General features: G+C 59.6%; 18 protein-coding genes. 12 read left to right on the plus strand and 6 right to left on the minus strand.

What is annotated here, in order from left to right; genetic code table 11:
• Positions 1-7: 7 nt before the first annotated feature.
• Positions 8-1,084: an efflux RND transporter periplasmic adaptor subunit gene (locus ACI0FG_RS10930; protein WP_419785032.1), complete on the minus strand. Its 1,077-nt coding sequence runs from the start codon at positions 1,082-1,084 to the stop codon at positions 8-10.
• 107 nt (positions 1,085-1,191) lie between these two features.
• Positions 1,192-1,662 (minus strand): MarR family winged helix-turn-helix transcriptional regulator, encoded by a 471-nt coding sequence (locus ACI0FG_RS10935; protein WP_419785033.1) that lies wholly within the window; start codon positions 1,660-1,662, stop codon positions 1,192-1,194.
• Between the two features lie 92 nt (positions 1,663-1,754).
• Here ACI0FG_RS10935 and ACI0FG_RS10940 point away from each other — a divergent pair, with 92 nt between their 5' ends.
• Positions 1,755-4,859: a UvrD-helicase domain-containing protein gene (locus ACI0FG_RS10940; protein ID WP_419785034.1), complete on the plus strand. Its 3,105-nt coding sequence runs from the start codon at positions 1,755-1,757 to the stop codon at positions 4,857-4,859.
• On the opposite strand, the gene ACI0FG_RS10945 is transcribed toward ACI0FG_RS10940, so the two are convergent.
• Complete coding sequence (locus tag ACI0FG_RS10945; protein WP_419785035.1) at positions 4,856-5,002, minus strand: hypothetical protein; 147 nt, start codon at positions 5,000-5,002, stop codon at positions 4,856-4,858. The two genes, ACI0FG_RS10940 and ACI0FG_RS10945, sit on opposite strands and share 4 nt — an antisense overlap.
• Positions 5,003-5,054: 52 nt before the next feature.
• On the opposite strand from ACI0FG_RS10945, the gene cbiR reads away from it, so the two are divergent.
• The 7 genes from cbiR to ACI0FG_RS10980 all read left to right on the plus strand — a co-directional run bounded on the left by cbiR (position 5,055) and on the right by ACI0FG_RS10980 (position 9,809).
• Positions 5,055-5,900 (plus strand): cobamide remodeling phosphodiesterase CbiR, encoded by an 846-nt coding sequence (gene cbiR, locus ACI0FG_RS10950; protein ID WP_419785036.1) that lies wholly within the window; start codon positions 5,055-5,057, stop codon positions 5,898-5,900.
• Positions 5,897-6,406 (plus strand): bifunctional adenosylcobinamide kinase/adenosylcobinamide-phosphate guanylyltransferase, encoded by a 510-nt coding sequence (locus ACI0FG_RS10955; protein WP_419785037.1) that lies wholly within the window; start codon positions 5,897-5,899, stop codon positions 6,404-6,406. Before cbiR ends, ACI0FG_RS10955 begins: the two co-directional genes overlap by 4 nt.
• Positions 6,407-6,409: 3 nt before the next feature.
• Entirely contained in the window at positions 6,410-7,402 is a 993-nt protein-coding gene (locus ACI0FG_RS10960) for a DHH family phosphoesterase (protein ID WP_419785038.1), read from the plus strand.
• A 52-nt stretch (positions 7,403-7,454) separates the two neighbouring features.
• Positions 7,455-9,035: an ArnT family glycosyltransferase gene (locus ACI0FG_RS10965; RefSeq protein ID WP_419785039.1), complete on the plus strand. Its 1,581-nt coding sequence runs from the start codon at positions 7,455-7,457 to the stop codon at positions 9,033-9,035.
• 344 nt (positions 9,036-9,379) lie between these two features.
• Complete coding sequence (locus ACI0FG_RS10970) at positions 9,380-9,514, plus strand: hypothetical protein (RefSeq protein WP_419785040.1); 135 nt, start codon at positions 9,380-9,382, stop codon at positions 9,512-9,514.
• Positions 9,514-9,636 carry a hypothetical protein gene (locus tag ACI0FG_RS10975; RefSeq protein WP_419785041.1) on the plus strand — a complete coding sequence of 41 codons (123 nt, stop codon included), beginning with the start codon at positions 9,514-9,516 and terminating at the stop codon, positions 9,634-9,636. Before ACI0FG_RS10970 ends, ACI0FG_RS10975 begins: the two co-directional genes overlap by 1 nt.
• On the plus strand, positions 9,633-9,809 hold the full coding sequence (locus ACI0FG_RS10980; protein ID WP_419785042.1) for a hypothetical protein: 177 nt from the start codon (positions 9,633-9,635) through the stop codon (positions 9,807-9,809). Before ACI0FG_RS10975 ends, ACI0FG_RS10980 begins: the two co-directional genes overlap by 4 nt.
• A 127-nt stretch (positions 9,810-9,936) precedes the next feature.
• Here the strand turns inward: ACI0FG_RS10980 and ACI0FG_RS10985 are convergent, their stop codons facing one another.
• Complete coding sequence (locus ACI0FG_RS10985; protein WP_419785043.1) at positions 9,937-10,812, minus strand: alpha/beta fold hydrolase; 876 nt, start codon at positions 10,810-10,812, stop codon at positions 9,937-9,939.
• Positions 10,813-10,822: 10 nt separating this feature from the next.
• Positions 10,823-11,611, minus strand: coding sequence for a prepilin peptidase (locus ACI0FG_RS10990; protein ID WP_419785044.1), 789 nt, complete (start codon positions 11,609-11,611; stop codon positions 10,823-10,825).
• Between the two features lie 130 nt (positions 11,612-11,741).
• Between ACI0FG_RS10990 and ACI0FG_RS10995 the strand changes: the two genes are divergently transcribed.
• The 3 genes from ACI0FG_RS10995 (at position 11,742) to ACI0FG_RS11005 (ending at position 15,831) form a co-directional block, all read left to right on the plus strand.
• Positions 11,742-13,031 carry a phenylacetate--CoA ligase family protein gene (locus ACI0FG_RS10995; protein ID WP_419785045.1) on the plus strand — a complete coding sequence of 430 codons (1,290 nt, stop codon included), beginning with the start codon at positions 11,742-11,744 and terminating at the stop codon, positions 13,029-13,031.
• Positions 13,031-14,566, plus strand: a complete 1,536-nt coding sequence (locus ACI0FG_RS11000; RefSeq protein ID WP_419785046.1) for a sialidase family protein — start codon at positions 13,031-13,033, stop codon at positions 14,564-14,566. Before ACI0FG_RS10995 ends, ACI0FG_RS11000 begins: the two co-directional genes overlap by 1 nt.
• A 179-nt stretch (positions 14,567-14,745) precedes the next feature.
• The gene (locus tag ACI0FG_RS11005) at positions 14,746-15,831 is read left to right on the plus strand and encodes a radical SAM protein (RefSeq protein ID WP_419785047.1); all 1,086 of its coding nucleotides are present in this window, start codon (positions 14,746-14,748) and stop codon (positions 15,829-15,831) included.
• Between the two features lie 144 nt (positions 15,832-15,975).
• Here the strand turns inward: ACI0FG_RS11005 and ACI0FG_RS11010 are convergent, their stop codons facing one another.
• Entirely contained in the window at positions 15,976-16,797 is an 822-nt protein-coding gene (locus ACI0FG_RS11010; RefSeq protein ID WP_419785048.1) for a tetratricopeptide repeat protein, read from the minus strand.
• A gap of 304 nt (positions 16,798-17,101) precedes the next feature.
• Here ACI0FG_RS11010 and ACI0FG_RS11015 point away from each other — a divergent pair, with 304 nt between their 5' ends.
• Entirely contained in the window at positions 17,102-17,401 is a 300-nt protein-coding gene (locus tag ACI0FG_RS11015) for a hypothetical protein (RefSeq protein WP_419785049.1), read from the plus strand.
• Positions 17,402-17,462 lie beyond the last annotated feature (61 nt).

Here is a 17,462-nt window from a genome sequence, read left to right on the forward strand (position 1 = left end):
CGCCCCCCTACTGTGCGGGCCGGGGCGCGACAGGCTGCGGGGAAACGGGCTGGCCCGGCCTCAGGCGCTCGTTGCCCTTGACCACCACGTCCATGCCCTCCTTGAGCTGAGGCGACTTGACCCCCGCCAGCAGCCCACGAAAACCGACCACGTAGACCTGGATGGGTACGGCCTTGCCGTCCTGCACGGCCCAGACCACCTGTTCGCCGCGCGCGGAGATGACCGCATCGCGCGGGACGATCTTGGTGGTACCGCCCAATCCCTTGGGCAGATGAACGCGCGCCTCCATCCCTTCGGCCAAAGCTCCGTTGTTACGCACTCGTATCTTTACGGGGAAAGTCCGGGTAGCCACATCGCCACGAGGAATAACCGCAAAGACCTCACCGGGAATTCGACTCCCGGCGGCGCCCACTTCCACCTTGAGCCCCGGCTTGACCACGCCGAAGGCCTCCCTGGGCGCATTGACAACCACCTCGAACTGGTCGTCCCGGGCCGTGACCACCACAGTGGAACCGCGGGACACCCACTCGCCGCGCGTCACCGGCGTGTCGATGACGATGCCGTCATAAGGGGCGCGAATCTTTTTCAGAGCCGACTCCTCCAACAACTTGGCCAGATCGGCCTGAACCGCATCATAGCTGTGCAGCAGGGCCTCGGCAGTCAGCCGCTTGGAGTCGAACTCGCCCTCGGCCACGGACCGGCTCTTGAACAGGGTGGCAACCCTGTTGTTCTCCAGCTTGGCGGACTCGTATTCCGCCTTGGCCTGCGCCGCCAGCGCCCTGGCGTTACTGATGGATTTGTCCAGCAGGGACGAGGAAAGGGAGACCAGAATGTCCCCTTCACTGACCCGCTGGCCGTCCGTGACCTTGATGTCAAGAACCTTGCCCTCCACCTCGGAGGCCACGTTGGAAATTTCGGAAAAATAAACGGTGCCGATGAATTCGGACTGGGGAGCCATGTCGCCGGAAGTGACTTTGTCCACCACAACGGGAGCACCGCCCGCAGTGCCGTCATTCTGGGCCAGAGCAGGGACGGAGAACAGTGCCAACAGGCAGATGAGTAAGAAAACAGGACGTCGAAGCATGCAACACCTCAGCGTTTTACTGATATCTAACTCAAAATGAAAAGAAGGGAAACCACGATACGACTTCAGCTTTGGCCAAAGCCGGTCCGTTTGCCGATATGAAATGCCTATTCCGTCGGTCCGCAGCCGCACTCCCGGTCGAAAACAGGTTGCAGAATATGCCACAGAACCCGCCTGCACACGGCAAGCTCCTCGGCATCCACGCCCTTGACCAACGCCTCCTTGCTTTCCCGGACAATATCAAGCGTGGAGTCGATGAGTGCCCGGCCTGCCTCGGTGATGAAAAGACGTTTTATCCGGCGATCGATCTTGCCGCTCTTCCGACTGAGCAGGCCGTGTTTTTCCAGCCCGGCCACCAGACGGCTGACGCCGGTCTTCTCCTGATTGAGCAATTCGCATAGCTTGCCCTGAGGCAGACCGTCGCAATGATACAACGGAATGAGCGCGCGCCACTGCTCCACCGTCACGGCCACACCGGCAGCGGAAAAACGGGCGGCAAGATCGTTGGCCGCGACCCGGGAGACCTTCCAGGCCAGAAATCCCAAGGAATTCTTCGGGTCCAAGTGAGATTCAGACATTGGATGGTTGTATGTGCAACAAAACCCGGAGTCAACTACTTTATTGCTCGGCGCGGGTTGCATTAACGACCGGTTCCCTTTACTGTCCGCCCATGGAACGATTCACCGCCGACCTGCACATTCATTCCCGTTTTTCACGGGCAACAAGCAAGAACCTGACCATCCGCAACCTCGCTGCCTGGGGGCGCCTCAAGGGGCTCAATGTCCTTGGAACGGGCGACTTTACCCATCCAGAGTGGCTGGCGGAAATAGAAGAACAACTGGAAGAAACCGGCCAGGGCCTTTTCGTCCTGCGTGATCCTTCCGGCCTGGAACGGGAAATTCCCGGCTTTGAGGGAGAGATTCCCGGCCGTACCCGCTTCATGCTCCAGACGGAAATCAGTTCCATCTACAAACGGGGCGGCAAGGTGCGCAAGGTGCACAACCTTGTCTACATGCCGAACCTGGATTCGGTAAAACGGTTCAACGAAAAACTTGGTCAGGTGGGCAATCTGGCCAGCGACGGCCGCCCCATTCTCGGTCTGGACAGCCGGGACCTGCTGGACATGGTCCTGGAGTGCCACCCGCAGGCCTTCCTGGTACCTGCCCATATCTGGACGCCGTGGTTCGCCCTGTTCGGCTCCAAGTCCGGATTCGACTCCATCAAGGAATGCTTCGGCGACTATTCCGGCGAAATCTTTGCCATGGAAACAGGCCTCTCCTCCGACCCGGAAATGAACTGGACATGGTCGGAGCTGGACCGCATCAAGCTCATTTCCAACTCCGACGCCCACTCTGGGGAAAAGCTGGGGCGCGAGGCCAACCTTTTCCGGGGAGAAATGTCCTACGAGGGCATCTACAGGGCGCTGCGCAGCGAGGGGTTGGGGCACAAATTTCTCGGAACCATCGAATTTTTCCCGGAAGAGGGAAAGTACCACATGGACGGCCACCGCAAGTGCGGCATCTCCATGGACCCGCACGAGACCATGGCCCGGGACGGCATCTGCCCGGTCTGCGGCAAACCGGTGACCGTGGGCGTCTACAACCGCATCCTCGCCCTGGCCGACCGTCAGGAGCCGGTCAAGCCGCAAGGCGCGGCCGACTTCACCTCTCTTATTCCCCTGCGGGAAGTCATCTCCGAAGTGGTGGGCACCGGACCGACCAGCAAGAAGGTGACCAACCTCTACATGCAACTCCTGAAAGAATTCGGCAACGAACTGGACATCCTGCGCCGGGTCCCCCGCGAGGATCTGGCCAAGTATTCCTGCCCCCTCTCAGAGGGAATTTCCCGAATGCGCGACGGCAACGTCATCCGCAAGTCCGGCTTTGACGGCCAGTTCGGCGTCATCAGCGTTTTTACAGAACGCGAGCGGGAGCAGATGAAGAGCGGCGCCATACTGACGGGCATCGACTTTGCGCCAAAGGAGGATGCGCCCGAGGTCCAAGACATCCCCGTGGCCGCATGTCCGGCCCCGGCCGCTCCGGTCTATGAGGCCGTGACCTACAACCCCGCCCAGCAGGCGGCCATCGACGCCGGTCCGGGACCGGTGCTCGTTCTGGCCGGTCCGGGCACGGGCAAGACCCAGACACTGATGGGACGAGTGGACCGTCTCCTGGAGCAAGGCGTCATTCCCCGCCGCATCCTGACCCTGACCTTTACCCGCCGGGCCGCCCAGGAGCTGAGAGACAGGCTGCGCGCCCTGCGCGGCGAGGACGCGGAATCCCCCCAGGCCGGGACACTCCACGCCCTGTGCTTCGACTACTGGAAGCACGCCTACTCCGAGACCCCCATCGTCCTGCCCGAGGCATCGGCCAAGAAACTTTTCGCGGACGTGAATCCGCAGTTTGCGGGCAAGGATCTCGACTATTACTGGAACAAGTACAATCTGGGCCGCGAACGGCTCCAGGACATTCCGCCCGAACTAGCCGACGCGCACATCGCCTACGGCAACCAGAAAAACCACTGGGACCTGGTGGACTACACCGACCTGCTGGAATTCATGCTGGAACAGTCCGGCGCGACCACCTTCCACATGCCCTACCAGCACGTGCTGGTGGACGAGGTGCAGGACCTGACTCCGCTTCAACTGGCGGTCATCCGCGGCATTGCCGGAGAATCGGGCGAGGGCGTGTTCTGCATCGGCGACCCCAAGCAGTCCATCTACGGATTCCGGGGTGCGGTGGACGATGCCGAAAAGCGACTCCAGGAAATCTGGCCCGCCATGCAGACCGTAGCCCTGTCCGAGAACTATCGCTCCGGGCAAAGGATTCTGGACTGCTCCGGCGCGCTCTTTCCCGACGAGCCGAAGCTGGTGGCCAAGCGGGACATAGACGCCTCCATTTATCTTTTTGAGTGCCCGGACAGCGGCCGGGAAGCGGCCTGGATCAGCGACCGCATCCGCAGCCTCATCGGGACGACCAGCCATTCCATCGGCGATGCCGAGGGACACGGCGAGTTGGCCCCCGGCGACATCGCCGTGCTGGTCCGATTCAAGGCGCTCATCCCGCTCATCGAAAAAGTGCTGAAGCGGGCGGGTATTCCCTGCTCCACGCCGGAGCTGGAAGGGTTCTGGCAGGAACCGCGCATCGCCTCCATCCTGGCCGCGGCCCAACGGTTCCTGGGCATGGCCCTCGACACCACCGAAGAGGTGGTGGAGGTGCCGGACCACATTCTGGCCATGGGCCCGATGGGACTGGCCGCCTACCTGAGTGACACCCCGCCCTTTGACCAATTCTTCTGGGAGAGCCGCCAGTTCAAAGAACTCAAAAAGGAATTCGAGACCCGTGGCGGCTGGCAGAATCTGGTTAACTGGGTCAGCCTCCAGACCGAGCTGGAGCTGGTGCGCCGCGCTGCGGAAAAGGTCCAGATCATGACCCTGCACGCGGCCAAGGGGCTGGAATTCGACGCCGTGTTCATGCCGGCCTGCGAGGAAGGCATCCTGCCCTTTGCCGGGATGGACCTGCTCACGGCCAAGGTCACGCTGACCCCGGGCCGGGGACAGCGGTTCCACGAGGAACGCCGCTTGATGTATGTGGGAATGACGCGTGCGAAAAAGAATCTCTATCTCAGCCGGGCAGACAAACGCCAGCTCTATGGGCGCACACTGAGCCTGCCCCGGTCGCGCTACCTGCGGGAACTGCCGCCGGACCTTCTGAACCGCTCCACACTGGCCGCTCGCAAGGTGACCAAGGAAAAACTGCTCGGCCTGCTCGACTAGCCCAGCAGATGCCGGTAAAATCCCCGCTCGTAGATGCGGCACATGCCGATGGCAATCCGCCCGGAAACGCCCACTTGGCGCAATCGACAGAAGACATGAAGCGGATTGAAAACGTGTTGGCAAATCTTACGGAACGATTGCATACGGCCTCCCGGATCAAGTATCGACCAATTGAGCCCGTTTGCTGCAACCGCTATGCCCAAAATCAATAAGTCAACCATCACTATCGGTTTTCTCCCCGACGACGACCGTAATGGGGAAAATCCGTCCGCTCCCCGCCATTTTTCCGTCCATGATGCCGAAAAGCGACATGGAATTCGCTTCCCATTCACCCTGGCCGCGCCTTCCTTTGTCCTGCGCGCGGGAGTGGCGGAAAATGCGCGCATTCTGTCCAAACTCGTACCCGAGATCGGCCTGCTCTTCTTTGAAGGCGAGGCCTGTCTGGCCTATACCGAAACCGATCTGCCCCCGGATATGGCGGAACTCAACGTATCCTGGCATGTCCATCTGCCTCTCGACCTGCCGTGGCACCAGGGCATGGACGCGGTCTGGTCCGTGCTGGCCCGGCTTATGGACAAAGTCGCCTACCTCGGTCCCCGCGCCTGGGTCCTGCATCCGCCAGTCGAACCGGGGCAGCTGACGGCCCTGGCCGAACGCCTGCGCGTGCGGGGCGTGGCCTCGGCGGATATCCTCCTGGAAAACGTGGAGGAATCAGACCTGTGCGCCTGCTGGGATGAAGCACGGGCAGCCGGATTTTCCACCTGTCTGGACCTGGGCCACATACTGGCATATGGTCAACAGGACGTCCTTGCTCTGCCGGGCCTTGCCGAGACCGTGCGCATGGCGCACATCTATGGCCCGGAAGGCAGTCGGCACCGGAGCCTCGCGCTCCTGGACGAGGCGGGGAGGCACCTGCTTCGTCACATTCTGGAAACATTTTCACCCGGCACCGTGGTGGTCGAAATTTTTAACGAAGCAGAATTTTTCGAATCAATAGAGCTGCTTGCAAAGTGGTTGGCCCGGTGGGAGACACCCGAATGATTACATTGGTCTTTGGCGGCAATAAAAGTGGGAAATCGGACTTTGCGCTCGATTTGCTGCCGTCTGGACAGGAACCGGCCCTTTTTATCGCCACCGGCAAGGCAAAAGACATGGAGTTCAGGGAGCAAATCCGACAACACCGCGTGTCAAGGGCTCCAAGCCTGGAAGTCATGGAGGTTGCCGAGGACTTGCCTCGAACGCTCGGAAAAGCTAAATTGGAATTTCGTGCCGTGGTTGTGGATAGCCTGGACTACTGGCTCTTCTCCTGCCGAGAGGCGGGTTGCGAAGAGCAAAAAATGGGCGAACTCCTCGACATTCTGAACAATTGGGATGACACGGCGTTGATACTGGTCTCCTGCGAGGCCGGGCTCGGACCGCTGCCGGGGGGGAGCGAAGTCCGGGCGTTCATACGGAGTCTTGGTGCGCTGAACAAGCGCGTTGCCGAGGCGGCCGACCGGGTTTACCTGGTTGTGGCGGGACTCCCGTTAACCCTGAAACAGGATTAAAGCGTGGCACTGTTTAAACAGCTGGATGAGCAGGTGGAGCGTTTGCTCTCCCTCTTCAATAAAGAGGACAACTGGCTCATCATTATCAACGCAGACCCGGATGCCTTGGGTTCGGCCATGGCGCTAAGGCGCATTATGGCTCGAAAAGTGGGGAGCATAGGCATCGCCCAGATTAACGAAATCAAACGACCCGACAACTTGTCCATGATCCGCTACCTGCGGATACCAACCCACAAGCTCATTCCCAATCTGGCTGCCCAGTACGACAAATTCGCACTGGTCGATTCACAGCCGAATCACAATCCCGAATTTGCCCCATACAAATTTTCCTTGGTCATCGACCACCATCCCATAGACAAGGAACATCCCGTCGAAGCCGACTTTGTGGACATCCGCCCCAAGTACGGCGCGGTATGCACCATGATGACCGAGTATCTCTACAATATGAAGATACGCCCGGCCAAGCTGCTCGCCACGGCCCTGATGTACGGCATCCGCTGCGATACCAAGACCTTCGAGCGCGAGTTCATCGACGCGGATATGGCCGCCTTCAAGTACCTGTCCAAATTCGCGGATTCCAAGCTGATGAACCGCATCAGCCGCAGTGAATTCCATCTGGACTGGATGCGCTATTTCTCCCGCGCCTTCTACAACCTGCGCCGTATCGGGCACGGTCTGTACGCCCACTGCGGCAAGGTGGACAATCCGGATATTCTGGTCATCGTGGCCGACTTCTTCACCCGGGTCCACAATGTGCCCTGGGTCGTCGTTTCCGGCACGGCCGACGACAAGCTCGTGGTCATCCTGCGCGGCGACGGAATGCGCCGGGACATGGGCAAGATGGCCCAGACCCTCATGAACGGATTGGGCAGCGCAGGCGGCCACAAGCAGGCGGCCCGCGCCGAAGTCGAAGTGGTGGAACTGGACGGCGAAGATCCGGAAATATTCATGCTCAAGCGACTCGGCCAGGGCAAGACCACCATCCATCGTATCTAGAATAATCGTCTGCCGGTTGCATCCACGCACCACATAATATACTACCCGCTCCATGAATCAGCGCAACGTCGGTATCCTTCGCCTGGACCTCATCGCCCTGGCTGTCATATTATTGTCCCTGGCCGTCCGGTGGTGGTTTGTGGCCAGCGGACAGCTCAACCTCATCCAGGATGAGGCCCAATACTGGGACTGGACGCGCCGCCTCCAGCTCTCCTACTACTCCAAGGGGCCGCTTATTGCCTGGGTCATAACCACGGGCTGCAAGCTCTTCGGCTCCACGGAACTCGGCGTGCGCTTCGGATCGATCATCGGCATGACGGGTATTCAGCTCGCGCTCTATCTCGGCATCTCCCGCGTCTGGCGGGAGCATCGATTGGCGCTCTTCACCCTGGTCGTGGCCGCCACCATGCCCATGCTCAATGCGCTGGGCATCCTGATGACCACGGACAACCCGCTCATCCTGTGCTGGACTGTCGGATTCTTCGCTCTTTCGGCCGCCACGCGCAACCGGCCCGACGAGACCGTGAGCAACACGCCGTTCATCATCCTCGGCATTACCGTGGCCCTGGGCATTCTGGCCAAGTACATGATGCTCGTCTTCGCGGTGCTGGCCATCATCCACGCGCTCATTCTCCATTTTCGCGGTCAGCTGCCCGCCCGCTTCTGGAGCCGGTTCCTCATTGCCCTACTGGCCGGTACCGTGGTCGGCATGTTGCCCATCATCCTGTGGAACATGCAAAACGACTGGGTTGGATTCCGCCACGTGGCCCGGCAGACAGCAGGCAAATCAGGCATCTCCCACATGCGCATCGGCCCGTTTTTCGAGATGCTCGGCGCGCAGATAGGCCTCATGGCTCCCTGGTGGTTTGTGCTGATAATGACCGGGAGCGGCCGCGCCATCAAGAAAAGCTGGATCGGTCCCATCGGCTCGTTCGACCAGAAATACCGCAATATCCTTCAGGCCGTCCTGTTCTTCTGGCCGCTGTGGGGCTTCATCACCCTGTGGGCCATCCACTCCAAGACCGAAGCCAACTGGACAGCGGCCGCCTTCATGGCCGGTTCAATACTGGGCGGCGTCGGACTCATGAAATGGTGGGATGCCGCAGGCCGCCGATGCCGGGGCAGGGCCATCCTGGTCGGCGTGGCCACACTGCTCACTCTGCTCATGTACGCCTCCCCGCTGCTTCCTCTGCCGGACAAATACAACATCACCGACCGCCTCAAGGGCTGGCAAAGCCTGGGCAAACAGGTGGGTGAGATGATGCAGTCCGGGTTCGACGATCCCACCAAAGTTTTCGTGTTCAGCGACGAATACGACATCACGTCGGAACTTGCCTTCTACACGCCGGGACAGCCCCTGACCTACTGCGCCTGGGTCCATGACAGGCGCATGAACCAGTATGACCTGTGGCCCGGCCCCAATGCCGACAAAATGGGCTGGAACGCCATACTCGTGCGCGAACGGTGGTACGAAAACAATACGCATCCGCTCATCGCCAAAATGTTCGAAGAGATCAGTTCCCCGAAACTCATCTATTCCACACAGAACGGCCACCACTACCGAAAGTTCACCCTGCGACGCTGCAAGGACTACAACGGATTCTGGCCGAAGCAGACCGACGGCCGTTTCTAATCATCGATCCATTTTCAGTGGACCGCTGTTCTTTCAAGGGCAGCGGTCCCTTTTTTATGGAATCCGAACGAGTTTTCACGTCTCCTGATTTTTCGCAAAGACCGCACAGTTGAGCCACTGTGCGGCAACTTGTGCCCATGGCAATTTTTTGCTTTGGAATGTGGGACCAAACTAACCGAGCCCTGCGATCAACAGTAACCCAAGCAAGAGTCCTGCCCATCCCCCTATTACTCGGCCTGCTGCAAGGCTGCTCCGCCGTGTCCTTTGGGCTTGGCCTCATTCCCGACGCGCCGGAGTGTGCCACTTCGGCACTAGACAATGGGTCGACCGCCTATGGGACGGCCATGAACGAACACACCACCCGGCAACAGATGCTGAATTCCGTGGTGGCGGGTCACGCCCAGGCGGAACTCTACAAGAACAAGGAGCTGCGGCACAAACGGATCACGGCCCACTGCTATTTCGGCAAGTTCCACTGATGGGCGAATACGACTCCGAAGAACAACTGCGCCAGATATACGAGTGTATGCAAAAGGTGAAAGGCAAGCGCATGAGCATCAGCCGCCTCTACCTCAAAAAAGACAAGCCGAAAGAATCATGACCGAGCAGGCCATGAACGCCGAACTACAGGCCCAGATGCTGGCGGATTCCAAGGTGGGCAGCAGCCCGGTGGAGGTGGAGATCGTCCAGCACGACATCATCCTGCTCGCCGTCATCTCCGACAAGGAGAAGCGAGCCGGATCATGGTCCATGCCAGGGCAACGGACGGCGTGAACCGCGTCGTCTCTCCTCCCTGTATCACAACGAGGCATGCGGCCCGGCACCACGAGTAAAGTCCTTTCCTGGTGCTCCACCAACCCTGACCACGGCCGCAGATCTTCCCTGCCTCCGCCCCTTCCCGTCACCGGGCCATGAGGTCCTGATCCGTGGACAGAAAAGTTTCCACCGTCCGGCTCAATCCCTCAGGCACCTGATACATCAGCCAGTGCCCCGCTCCCCGGAACCGCGCCAGCCATGCTCCCGGAATCCGCGAAACCACGGCTAAGCCATCCTCCTCCGGCGTAATCATATCCTGCTCTCCGACCACGACCAGCACGGAACATTTTAGTGACGCCAGCCGACCGGCAGAACCGGACCAGCCCAGCATGGCCTCCCGCTGCCGGACCATGGATTCTGCTGTGGCGGGAACAGCCGGGACCGGCAATCTGTCCCAAACTTCCGGGTGCGCCGCCGCCCAATCGGCTGGAAACAACATCTTCAGAAATTGTTCATGTGTCACGCCGTCGAACCGTCCCAGGGCACTCCGTACTTCAGCCGGAGTACTGGCGGTGCCGTAAAGAACAAGCTTCCCAATCCTGTCCGGAGCCAGCAGGGCCATCTCCTGAGCTATCATGGACCCCATGGACCAGCCCATTACGTCCGCGCGTTCTACGCCGAGAGCGTCCAGCACCCCCAATCCATCACGCGCCATATCCTCCATGGTCAGCGGCGAACCGGTCACACCGCCGGATCGCCCCACGCCGCGATTGTCGAACAGGATCACTGTCCGATGGCGGGCCAGTCTATCCACCAGCACCGGGTCCCACACGTCCATGGTCCCGCCATACCCCATGATCAGCAACAGAGGCGGCCCGGAGCCGCGCACCGCACAGGCCAGTTGCCCTCCGTTCACGGTAACGGTGCGGACATCGGACGGGTTGACGACAGACCGCGCTCCGTGTCCGGCACAACCGACCAGACAGGCAAGGAGCACTATCAAAATCAGTAAGCGTCGCATGGCTTTTCCTCTACAGTGATTTCCACCAATACAGAATGGGGGCACTGTACAATATGTAGATCATGCCCCCGAGCGCCAGAGCCGGACCAAAGGGGATCATTCCCCCGCGACGTTCCGGGTTTTGGCGCAGCATACAGGCAATCATGCCCCCTCCATAAAAAACAGCGGCAATGAGCAGCGTCGGCGGCAGCCCGGTCAGGCCTGTCATGGCCCCAATCATGGCGACCAGCTTGATATCGCCGGTTCCCAGTCCTTCTTCCTTGCGCCACAGCCGGTAGCCCTGCTGCATGATCCAGAAAAAGGCCGCGCCCACGGCCGCGCCAGCCATGGCGTCGCGCCAGCCCGGCTCATCGAGAAAGAAACTGGCGGCCAGGGCAAGCCCGGTTCCGCCCAATGTGATGCGGTCCGGCAGCAGCAGGGTCTCGATGTCGATGAAACTGCCTGCGACCAACATGCAGCCGAGCACGAGAAAAACCACAAAGGCGGGCCATTGCTCCGGCCCGAAGCGCTGGGCGAGGGCCACCCCCCAGGCCATGCAGGAAATTTCCACCAACATGTACTGGCTGCCTATGTGCGCCCCGCAATGGCGGCACTTGCCGCGTAGCAACAGATAACTGAGCAGGGGAATGGTATCGCGCCATTGCAGCTTGCTCCCGCAGACCGGGCACTGGGAGCCGAAAGGACGGAAGAGGGGTTTCTCCTCTATCCACCGCCGGATGAACACGGTGGACAGTCCGCCCAGCTCCAGCCCGGCCGCACCGGCGATACAATAAAAAATCCAGCGGGGAATCAGGTCCATATCCATCCCTTTGAGACTTGAAGAATTGCGCCTTTTGCTGCATGAATACCGCTTGGGCGGCCACCTGAAAAAAGCTACCGGATTTGCCGGACGGCGACAAGGGGACCGCAAGCCAGAAGGAGAACTTCCCATGACCCGTCGTTTCATTCCCGACCTCACCGATGAACAGATTGCCGACAAACAGCTCAAGGGCCTTCAGTGGACCGTAGAGCACGTATGGAACGGCAACCCATTCTACCGGGAGCGGCTGGAACAGAACGGCGTAGCCCCGGGTGACATAAAGAGCCTGGACGACATTCGCAAACTCCCCTTCACCACGGCGGAGGACCTCAAGGACGGCTATCCCATGCCCCTGCTTTCCGTGCCCGAGGCGGACGTGGTGCGCATCCACGGCTCCAGCGGCACCACCGGCAAACGCAAAATCCTGGCCTATACCCAAAATGATGTGGACGCGTGGAAGGATATGTTCGCCCGCTGCTACGAGATGGCCGGACTGACCGTAGAGGACCGGGTTCAGATCTGCGTCGGCTACGGACTGTGGACTGCCGGGATGGGCTTCCAGCTTGGCTGTGAGCGGTTTGGGGCCATGGCCCTGCCCGTTGGTCCCGGCTTGCTGGAAATCCAGCTCCAGATGCTCACCGACCTCAAACCGAGCTGCATCTGCTCCACCGCCTCCATGGCCCTGCTCATGGGCGAGGAAGTCCACAAGCACGGCCTGCGCGACAAGATCGCCCTCAAACGGGCCATCTTCGGCTCCGAGACCCACTCGCCAAGGATGCGCACCCAGTTTGAGGAAGCCCTCGGCCTGGAGCACAGCTTCGACATCATCGGTATGACCGAGTTGTACGGCCCCGGCACCGGCCTGGAGTGCGAAGCCCATGACGGCATCCACTACTGGGCGGACTACTACATCGTGGAGATCATCGATCCCCAGACCCTGGAACCGGTAGCGCCCGGCGAAACGGGCGAGATGGTGGTCACCTCCCTGCAAAAAGAGGCCGCCCCGCTCATCCGCTACCGCACCCACGACTTGACCCACACCATCCCCGGAACCTGCGCCTGCGGCGTAAATCTGCCGCGCATCGGCAAGATCATGGGCCGGTCCGACGACATGTTCATCTTCCGCGGCGTAAATATCTACCCCGGCCAGATCGCCTCTGTCATGGGCGAGTTCAGCGACCTTTCGTCCGAATACCAGATTTCCCTGACCCGCCGAGAAGGGCTGGACCACATGAAGGTCAGCGTTGAGCGCGGCCCCGACACTCCTTCGGACAATGACGAAGCCTTGGCCGCACAGGTGGCGGACAGCATACGCAAGCACATCCTGGTCCGCAGCCAGGTCTCGGTGGTCGCGCCCGGCGCCCTGCCCCGCAGCTTCTCCAAGAGTAAGCGCGTTCAGGACGAACGCGGGGAAGACTGATGCCCTCCCTGTCGGACCTCGCGGCCCGGCATGTGGTCATCGACCGCCGCGAAGGCGAGTACCTCTGCTTTCCGGATGTCATAACGGCACCGGACGGACGGCTGGTGGCCGCCTACAACGAGGCGGACCAACACGTCACGCCCTCACGCCGCACAGTGGTGGTCAAACACAGCCTGGACCAGGGGCGCACATGGTCGGATGTCATCCGGCCGGACAGCCCGCGCAGCCACTGTCCCCGCTTGTTCCGCCAGGGCAACGACCTGCTCATCGCCGACGCCTCCCGCATCTTTCACCGCAGCACGGACAACGGCGCCACCTGGACGCCCATGCCCATCACCGGCATTGAGCACGACATGCTGGACCGTCCCCTCGACCTCGGCGACGGCGTTCTGCTGACCACGGGGCACATGCACCGGGGCCGCGCCAGCCAGCCCGCTATCCGGCAGGCACCGGCCGAGCAGATGGCCTACCGCTCCGAAGACGGCGGCAAGTCGTGGATTCCCCTCACCGCCATAGCGCGCGAACGCAATCTGGTGCTCTGCGAGGCGTCCATGCTTCGCCTGGAAGATGGCCGCATCGCCGCTCTCATGCGCGAGAACAGCTTTATTTTCGAGCCCATGTACCTCTGTTTTAGCGATGACGAGGGCGAAACTTGGTCCGATCCCGTTGAGACACCGCTCATCGGGCACCGGCCCACACTGGGGCAAACATCATCCGGCAATCTGCTCGTCACCTACCGCAACGTGGCCCCGAACTCCGGCACCTGCGCGTGGCTCGGCTCGCTGGACGAGCTGCAACGCGGTTTCGCCGTGCAGGGTCTGAGCTGGCAGGACAATCCCATTTCCTCGGCCGAGGGCCTGCACGTGGTCAACGGCGAAACGGACGAGGCCGTAGTGCGCTATGCCCTGCGGCCCATGACCGACCCCCGTTTCGCCAGGGCCACTCTGGAAGCCGAAGTACGCGTGGACGCTGCCGGTAAAAACGGTTGCGGCATCTATCTCGGTCACTGGTGGCGCATCGGCACCGACAACATCACCGCCGACGGCGAGGACGGCCCGTCAGTTCCCCTCGCGCCCGGCCGATTCCATACCCTGCGCCTGGACTACGCGGACGGCGGCGTCACTCTTTCCGTGGATAACGAGCCGCGTGCGAGAATCAGCGTCGAGCCCGACTGCGCGGAGACCCGGCCGATCATGTTCGGCGCCCCCCGGCCGTTCGAGGACAATCAGGTGGACTGCACCTGGCGGCGCGTGGCACTTTTCATCGACGAGCCGCGCCTTGGCCGATCCTACAGCTGGGACTGGCACCACAGCCAGGGACGGCCCGACCAACGCGCCTCGGCCTCCATTCTGGAACTGAAGAACGACCGGCAGGCCGCCGCGCCGGACTTCGGCTACTCGGGTTGGACCGAACTTGCGGATGGAGAATTTTTCTGCGCCTACCACCACGGCGGCGGGGATGAGCCGGACTATGAACCGCTCTTCACCTCGCGCATCATGGGCACCCGCTTCTCTCTGAGCGACTTCGAAAAATAGGAAATTGTGCTGCCGTAGAGCGGCCCAAACAACCGACCTGATGAGTTGTCCCGTCCTTGCAAAGGACACGGACGATTCCTTGTTCACGCATAATGGCGCAAAGCTTGCATCCCGAGCACAACGGTTAAAATTTTCCGTCATTTTCTTGAGTTTTCCTCAATCCCAGGAGCAAAGCTACGATGAGCATCTATTTAAACGCCAAAAAGATGAACCAGGTTTTCTTGGATGACGCATTTCAGTTCAACAAGGAATACACTGTTTCATACCCAAACAAACTGACCGTCCTGATCACGGAAAGGTGTAATTATAGATGTACCATGTGCAACGGCAGCATCGACCGAGGGTTGACCATGCAGCAAATCCAGCAATTGGAACCCTTGTTGCCCTTTGCGTCCGAAAGCACGCTTCTGGGTGGTGAGCCTCTCCTGCATCCCAACATCAGCGAGATACTCAATCTCTGGGGGAAATATGATATCAGGACGGCATTTATCACCAACGCTTCCATGCTGACGCCGGATATCGCGCGATGCATTGTCGAGAACGGCGTAGAACGCGTGACCGTCAGCATTGATGCAGCATCCCCAAAAACATACAGTAATATCAGAATCGGCGGAAACTTCTTCAAGGTCCTCAAAAACATCGCCACCCTGACCAAAGAAAAGATCAAGGCAAGAGCCACCCAACCGCGCATTACATTCAACTATGTGGCCATGCGCCAGAACATCGACGAACTGGTCAAGCTTGTTGAAATTGCAAGCGAAATCGGTGTTGAGGAGATCAGCGCCTTCAATGTGCTGGTCCACAGCAAGGAATGCATGAACCAGTCCCTCTTTTTCGATCAGGAAAGGGCCAACCAAGGGTATCTGGCGGCCAAGGAAGCGGGAGAGAGATATGGCGTCAACGTCATCATTCCGCCCCTTTTCGGGCAAGAGTCGGACACAGCAAAGGCGTGCGTCAAATGCAAGGAACCCTGGAACACGATGCTTATCGATTCCGAAGGCAGCGTCCGGGCATGTTGTCGTATGGAGGCCGTGGGCAATATCTACCAGGACCCATTCGACGAGATATGGAATGGCGAGATTCTCAGAAAGTACCGCAGAACAGTCAACACCCCCGAGGAACTTGACACCTGCAAGTTCTGCCATATGGGAATGAAAACCCCCGACGTCAACAGCCTCAATACACATTTCGCCAAAGGTTTCAGGACAGAAGCTCGCGAGCTTCTGGATAAAGAATGTGCTGAGAAAACAGCCTGTCTGTTGTAAGATAACCGTACTGGGATCCGCCCGGCTTTTTCCTTGGCCGAGACAGGATGGAAGACGGATGGAAGGCAACAGACGTTACCCTTCGCGTCCCAAAAATGTTTTGACCCCGCCGGGAGCACCCTGAGGGGCTCCGCCGGAGGCATTCTAAAACTTGAGGTCGTAAATTTTGGCCCCGGCAGGGGCTGGTTTGCGGCCGGTGCTGCGTACCGGTTTACCGGCTCTGATGTCCCGCTCCGCCTCCTCCACATCCAGGGCACGCAGAAAGCCCTTGGCCTCATCCATTTCGGGATTGAGGGCCAGGGCGCGCTCCAGATGACGGCGGCAATCGTCGAACAACCTTCTGCCGTAATAGGCGCGAGCGATGTTGAAATGGAGATTCTCGTCGTCTTCGTTTACTTCCAGTGCCTTGGAATAATAGCGGATGGAATCGTCGTAGCGGGACTGCTTACGCAGGTCGATGCCGAAATCGTTGAAACGATGGCGCTCCGTCTCCCGCAGTTTTTCATCGGTATTGAGCAGACGCTCGACCATGTCGCGCAACTGGGAGAACTTCCGCTGGTCCGCGTATACGGCGGACAGTTCATCATCTTCCCCTTCCTTCCGGTCGGGAGCTACCACGGCGTCGATAAAGGCGCGCTCCTTCCTGTCCAGCCGCTCCGGATTGAACAGCCGACGGCCGACTTTGATCTTTTCCTGCAATGAGAGCAGACAAGGCAGCGGATGATCCTGGTAGTAGCTGAGTTCCGGGGTATAGAACTTGAGAAAATCTTCCTTGGAAACCAACTGGACCACACCCGAAGGGAAATGATCACTGCTCAGAGGGCGGACTTCATACATGCTCTCGCTACGCTTGCGCACAAACCAGAAGGTGCTGTTGCGATAGCTGCTCGATCCCTCTTCGACCGGCCTGTATTCGTATTTGGTGCTGTGGGAGTAAACTCCCATCACTTCATATTCCCCGCTCACGGCTCCACCTCTGAACACTCCTCCGCAGGAGTGCGTCTCACCGCCGAACCACCCGTCGGCGGCCTGATCTCAACTGAACTATTTTGCGCCGAAAAGCCCTATACCTCACCCTTGATCCAACAGGCTCCGCCACAGAGAAGGACAGCACCATTCACATCCAAGGATAAAAGACATCCCACGGTCTTTTCCGAAAGATCTCCTGCTGGGATACCCGAAAACCCTCGCGGGAGCAACGGCGTCCCCTTGGCTCTACCCCCACAATGATGCATACTGCACCAAACACTCAGCCAAGGCAGGTATCCTCATGCAGCGATCCGATATCGAACGCATTTTCGAAGCCTATTTTGAAAAATACAAGAAAACCGAAGGGGACGAGACCGTATGGTCCGCCTACTGGACGGAAATTACGGACTCCAGCAAATTCGAAATCAACCTGACCAAATGCCCGCGCGGGACCATTCTCAAAGTCTTTGTGAACAATAAGAAACATCTTGAAGTCAACGGATGGGATGCTTTTTTCGAAGCCATGGAAACCTTCAAAAAAGAGCATCCCGGACTGTATGATCCGGACAGGTTCTTCACTGATATGGAAGCGATGATTTAGAAAAAAACGGAAGTCTGTTACGCATTTTTCCCTTGACTCCGCTGGCGTTGCCACGTAAGGC

Origin of the sequence: Pseudodesulfovibrio sp. 7M6, assembly GCF_050058625.1 — a bacterium.
Taxonomy (GTDB): Bacteria; Desulfobacterota; Desulfovibrionia; order Desulfovibrionales; family Desulfovibrionaceae; genus Pseudodesulfovibrio; species Pseudodesulfovibrio salinus.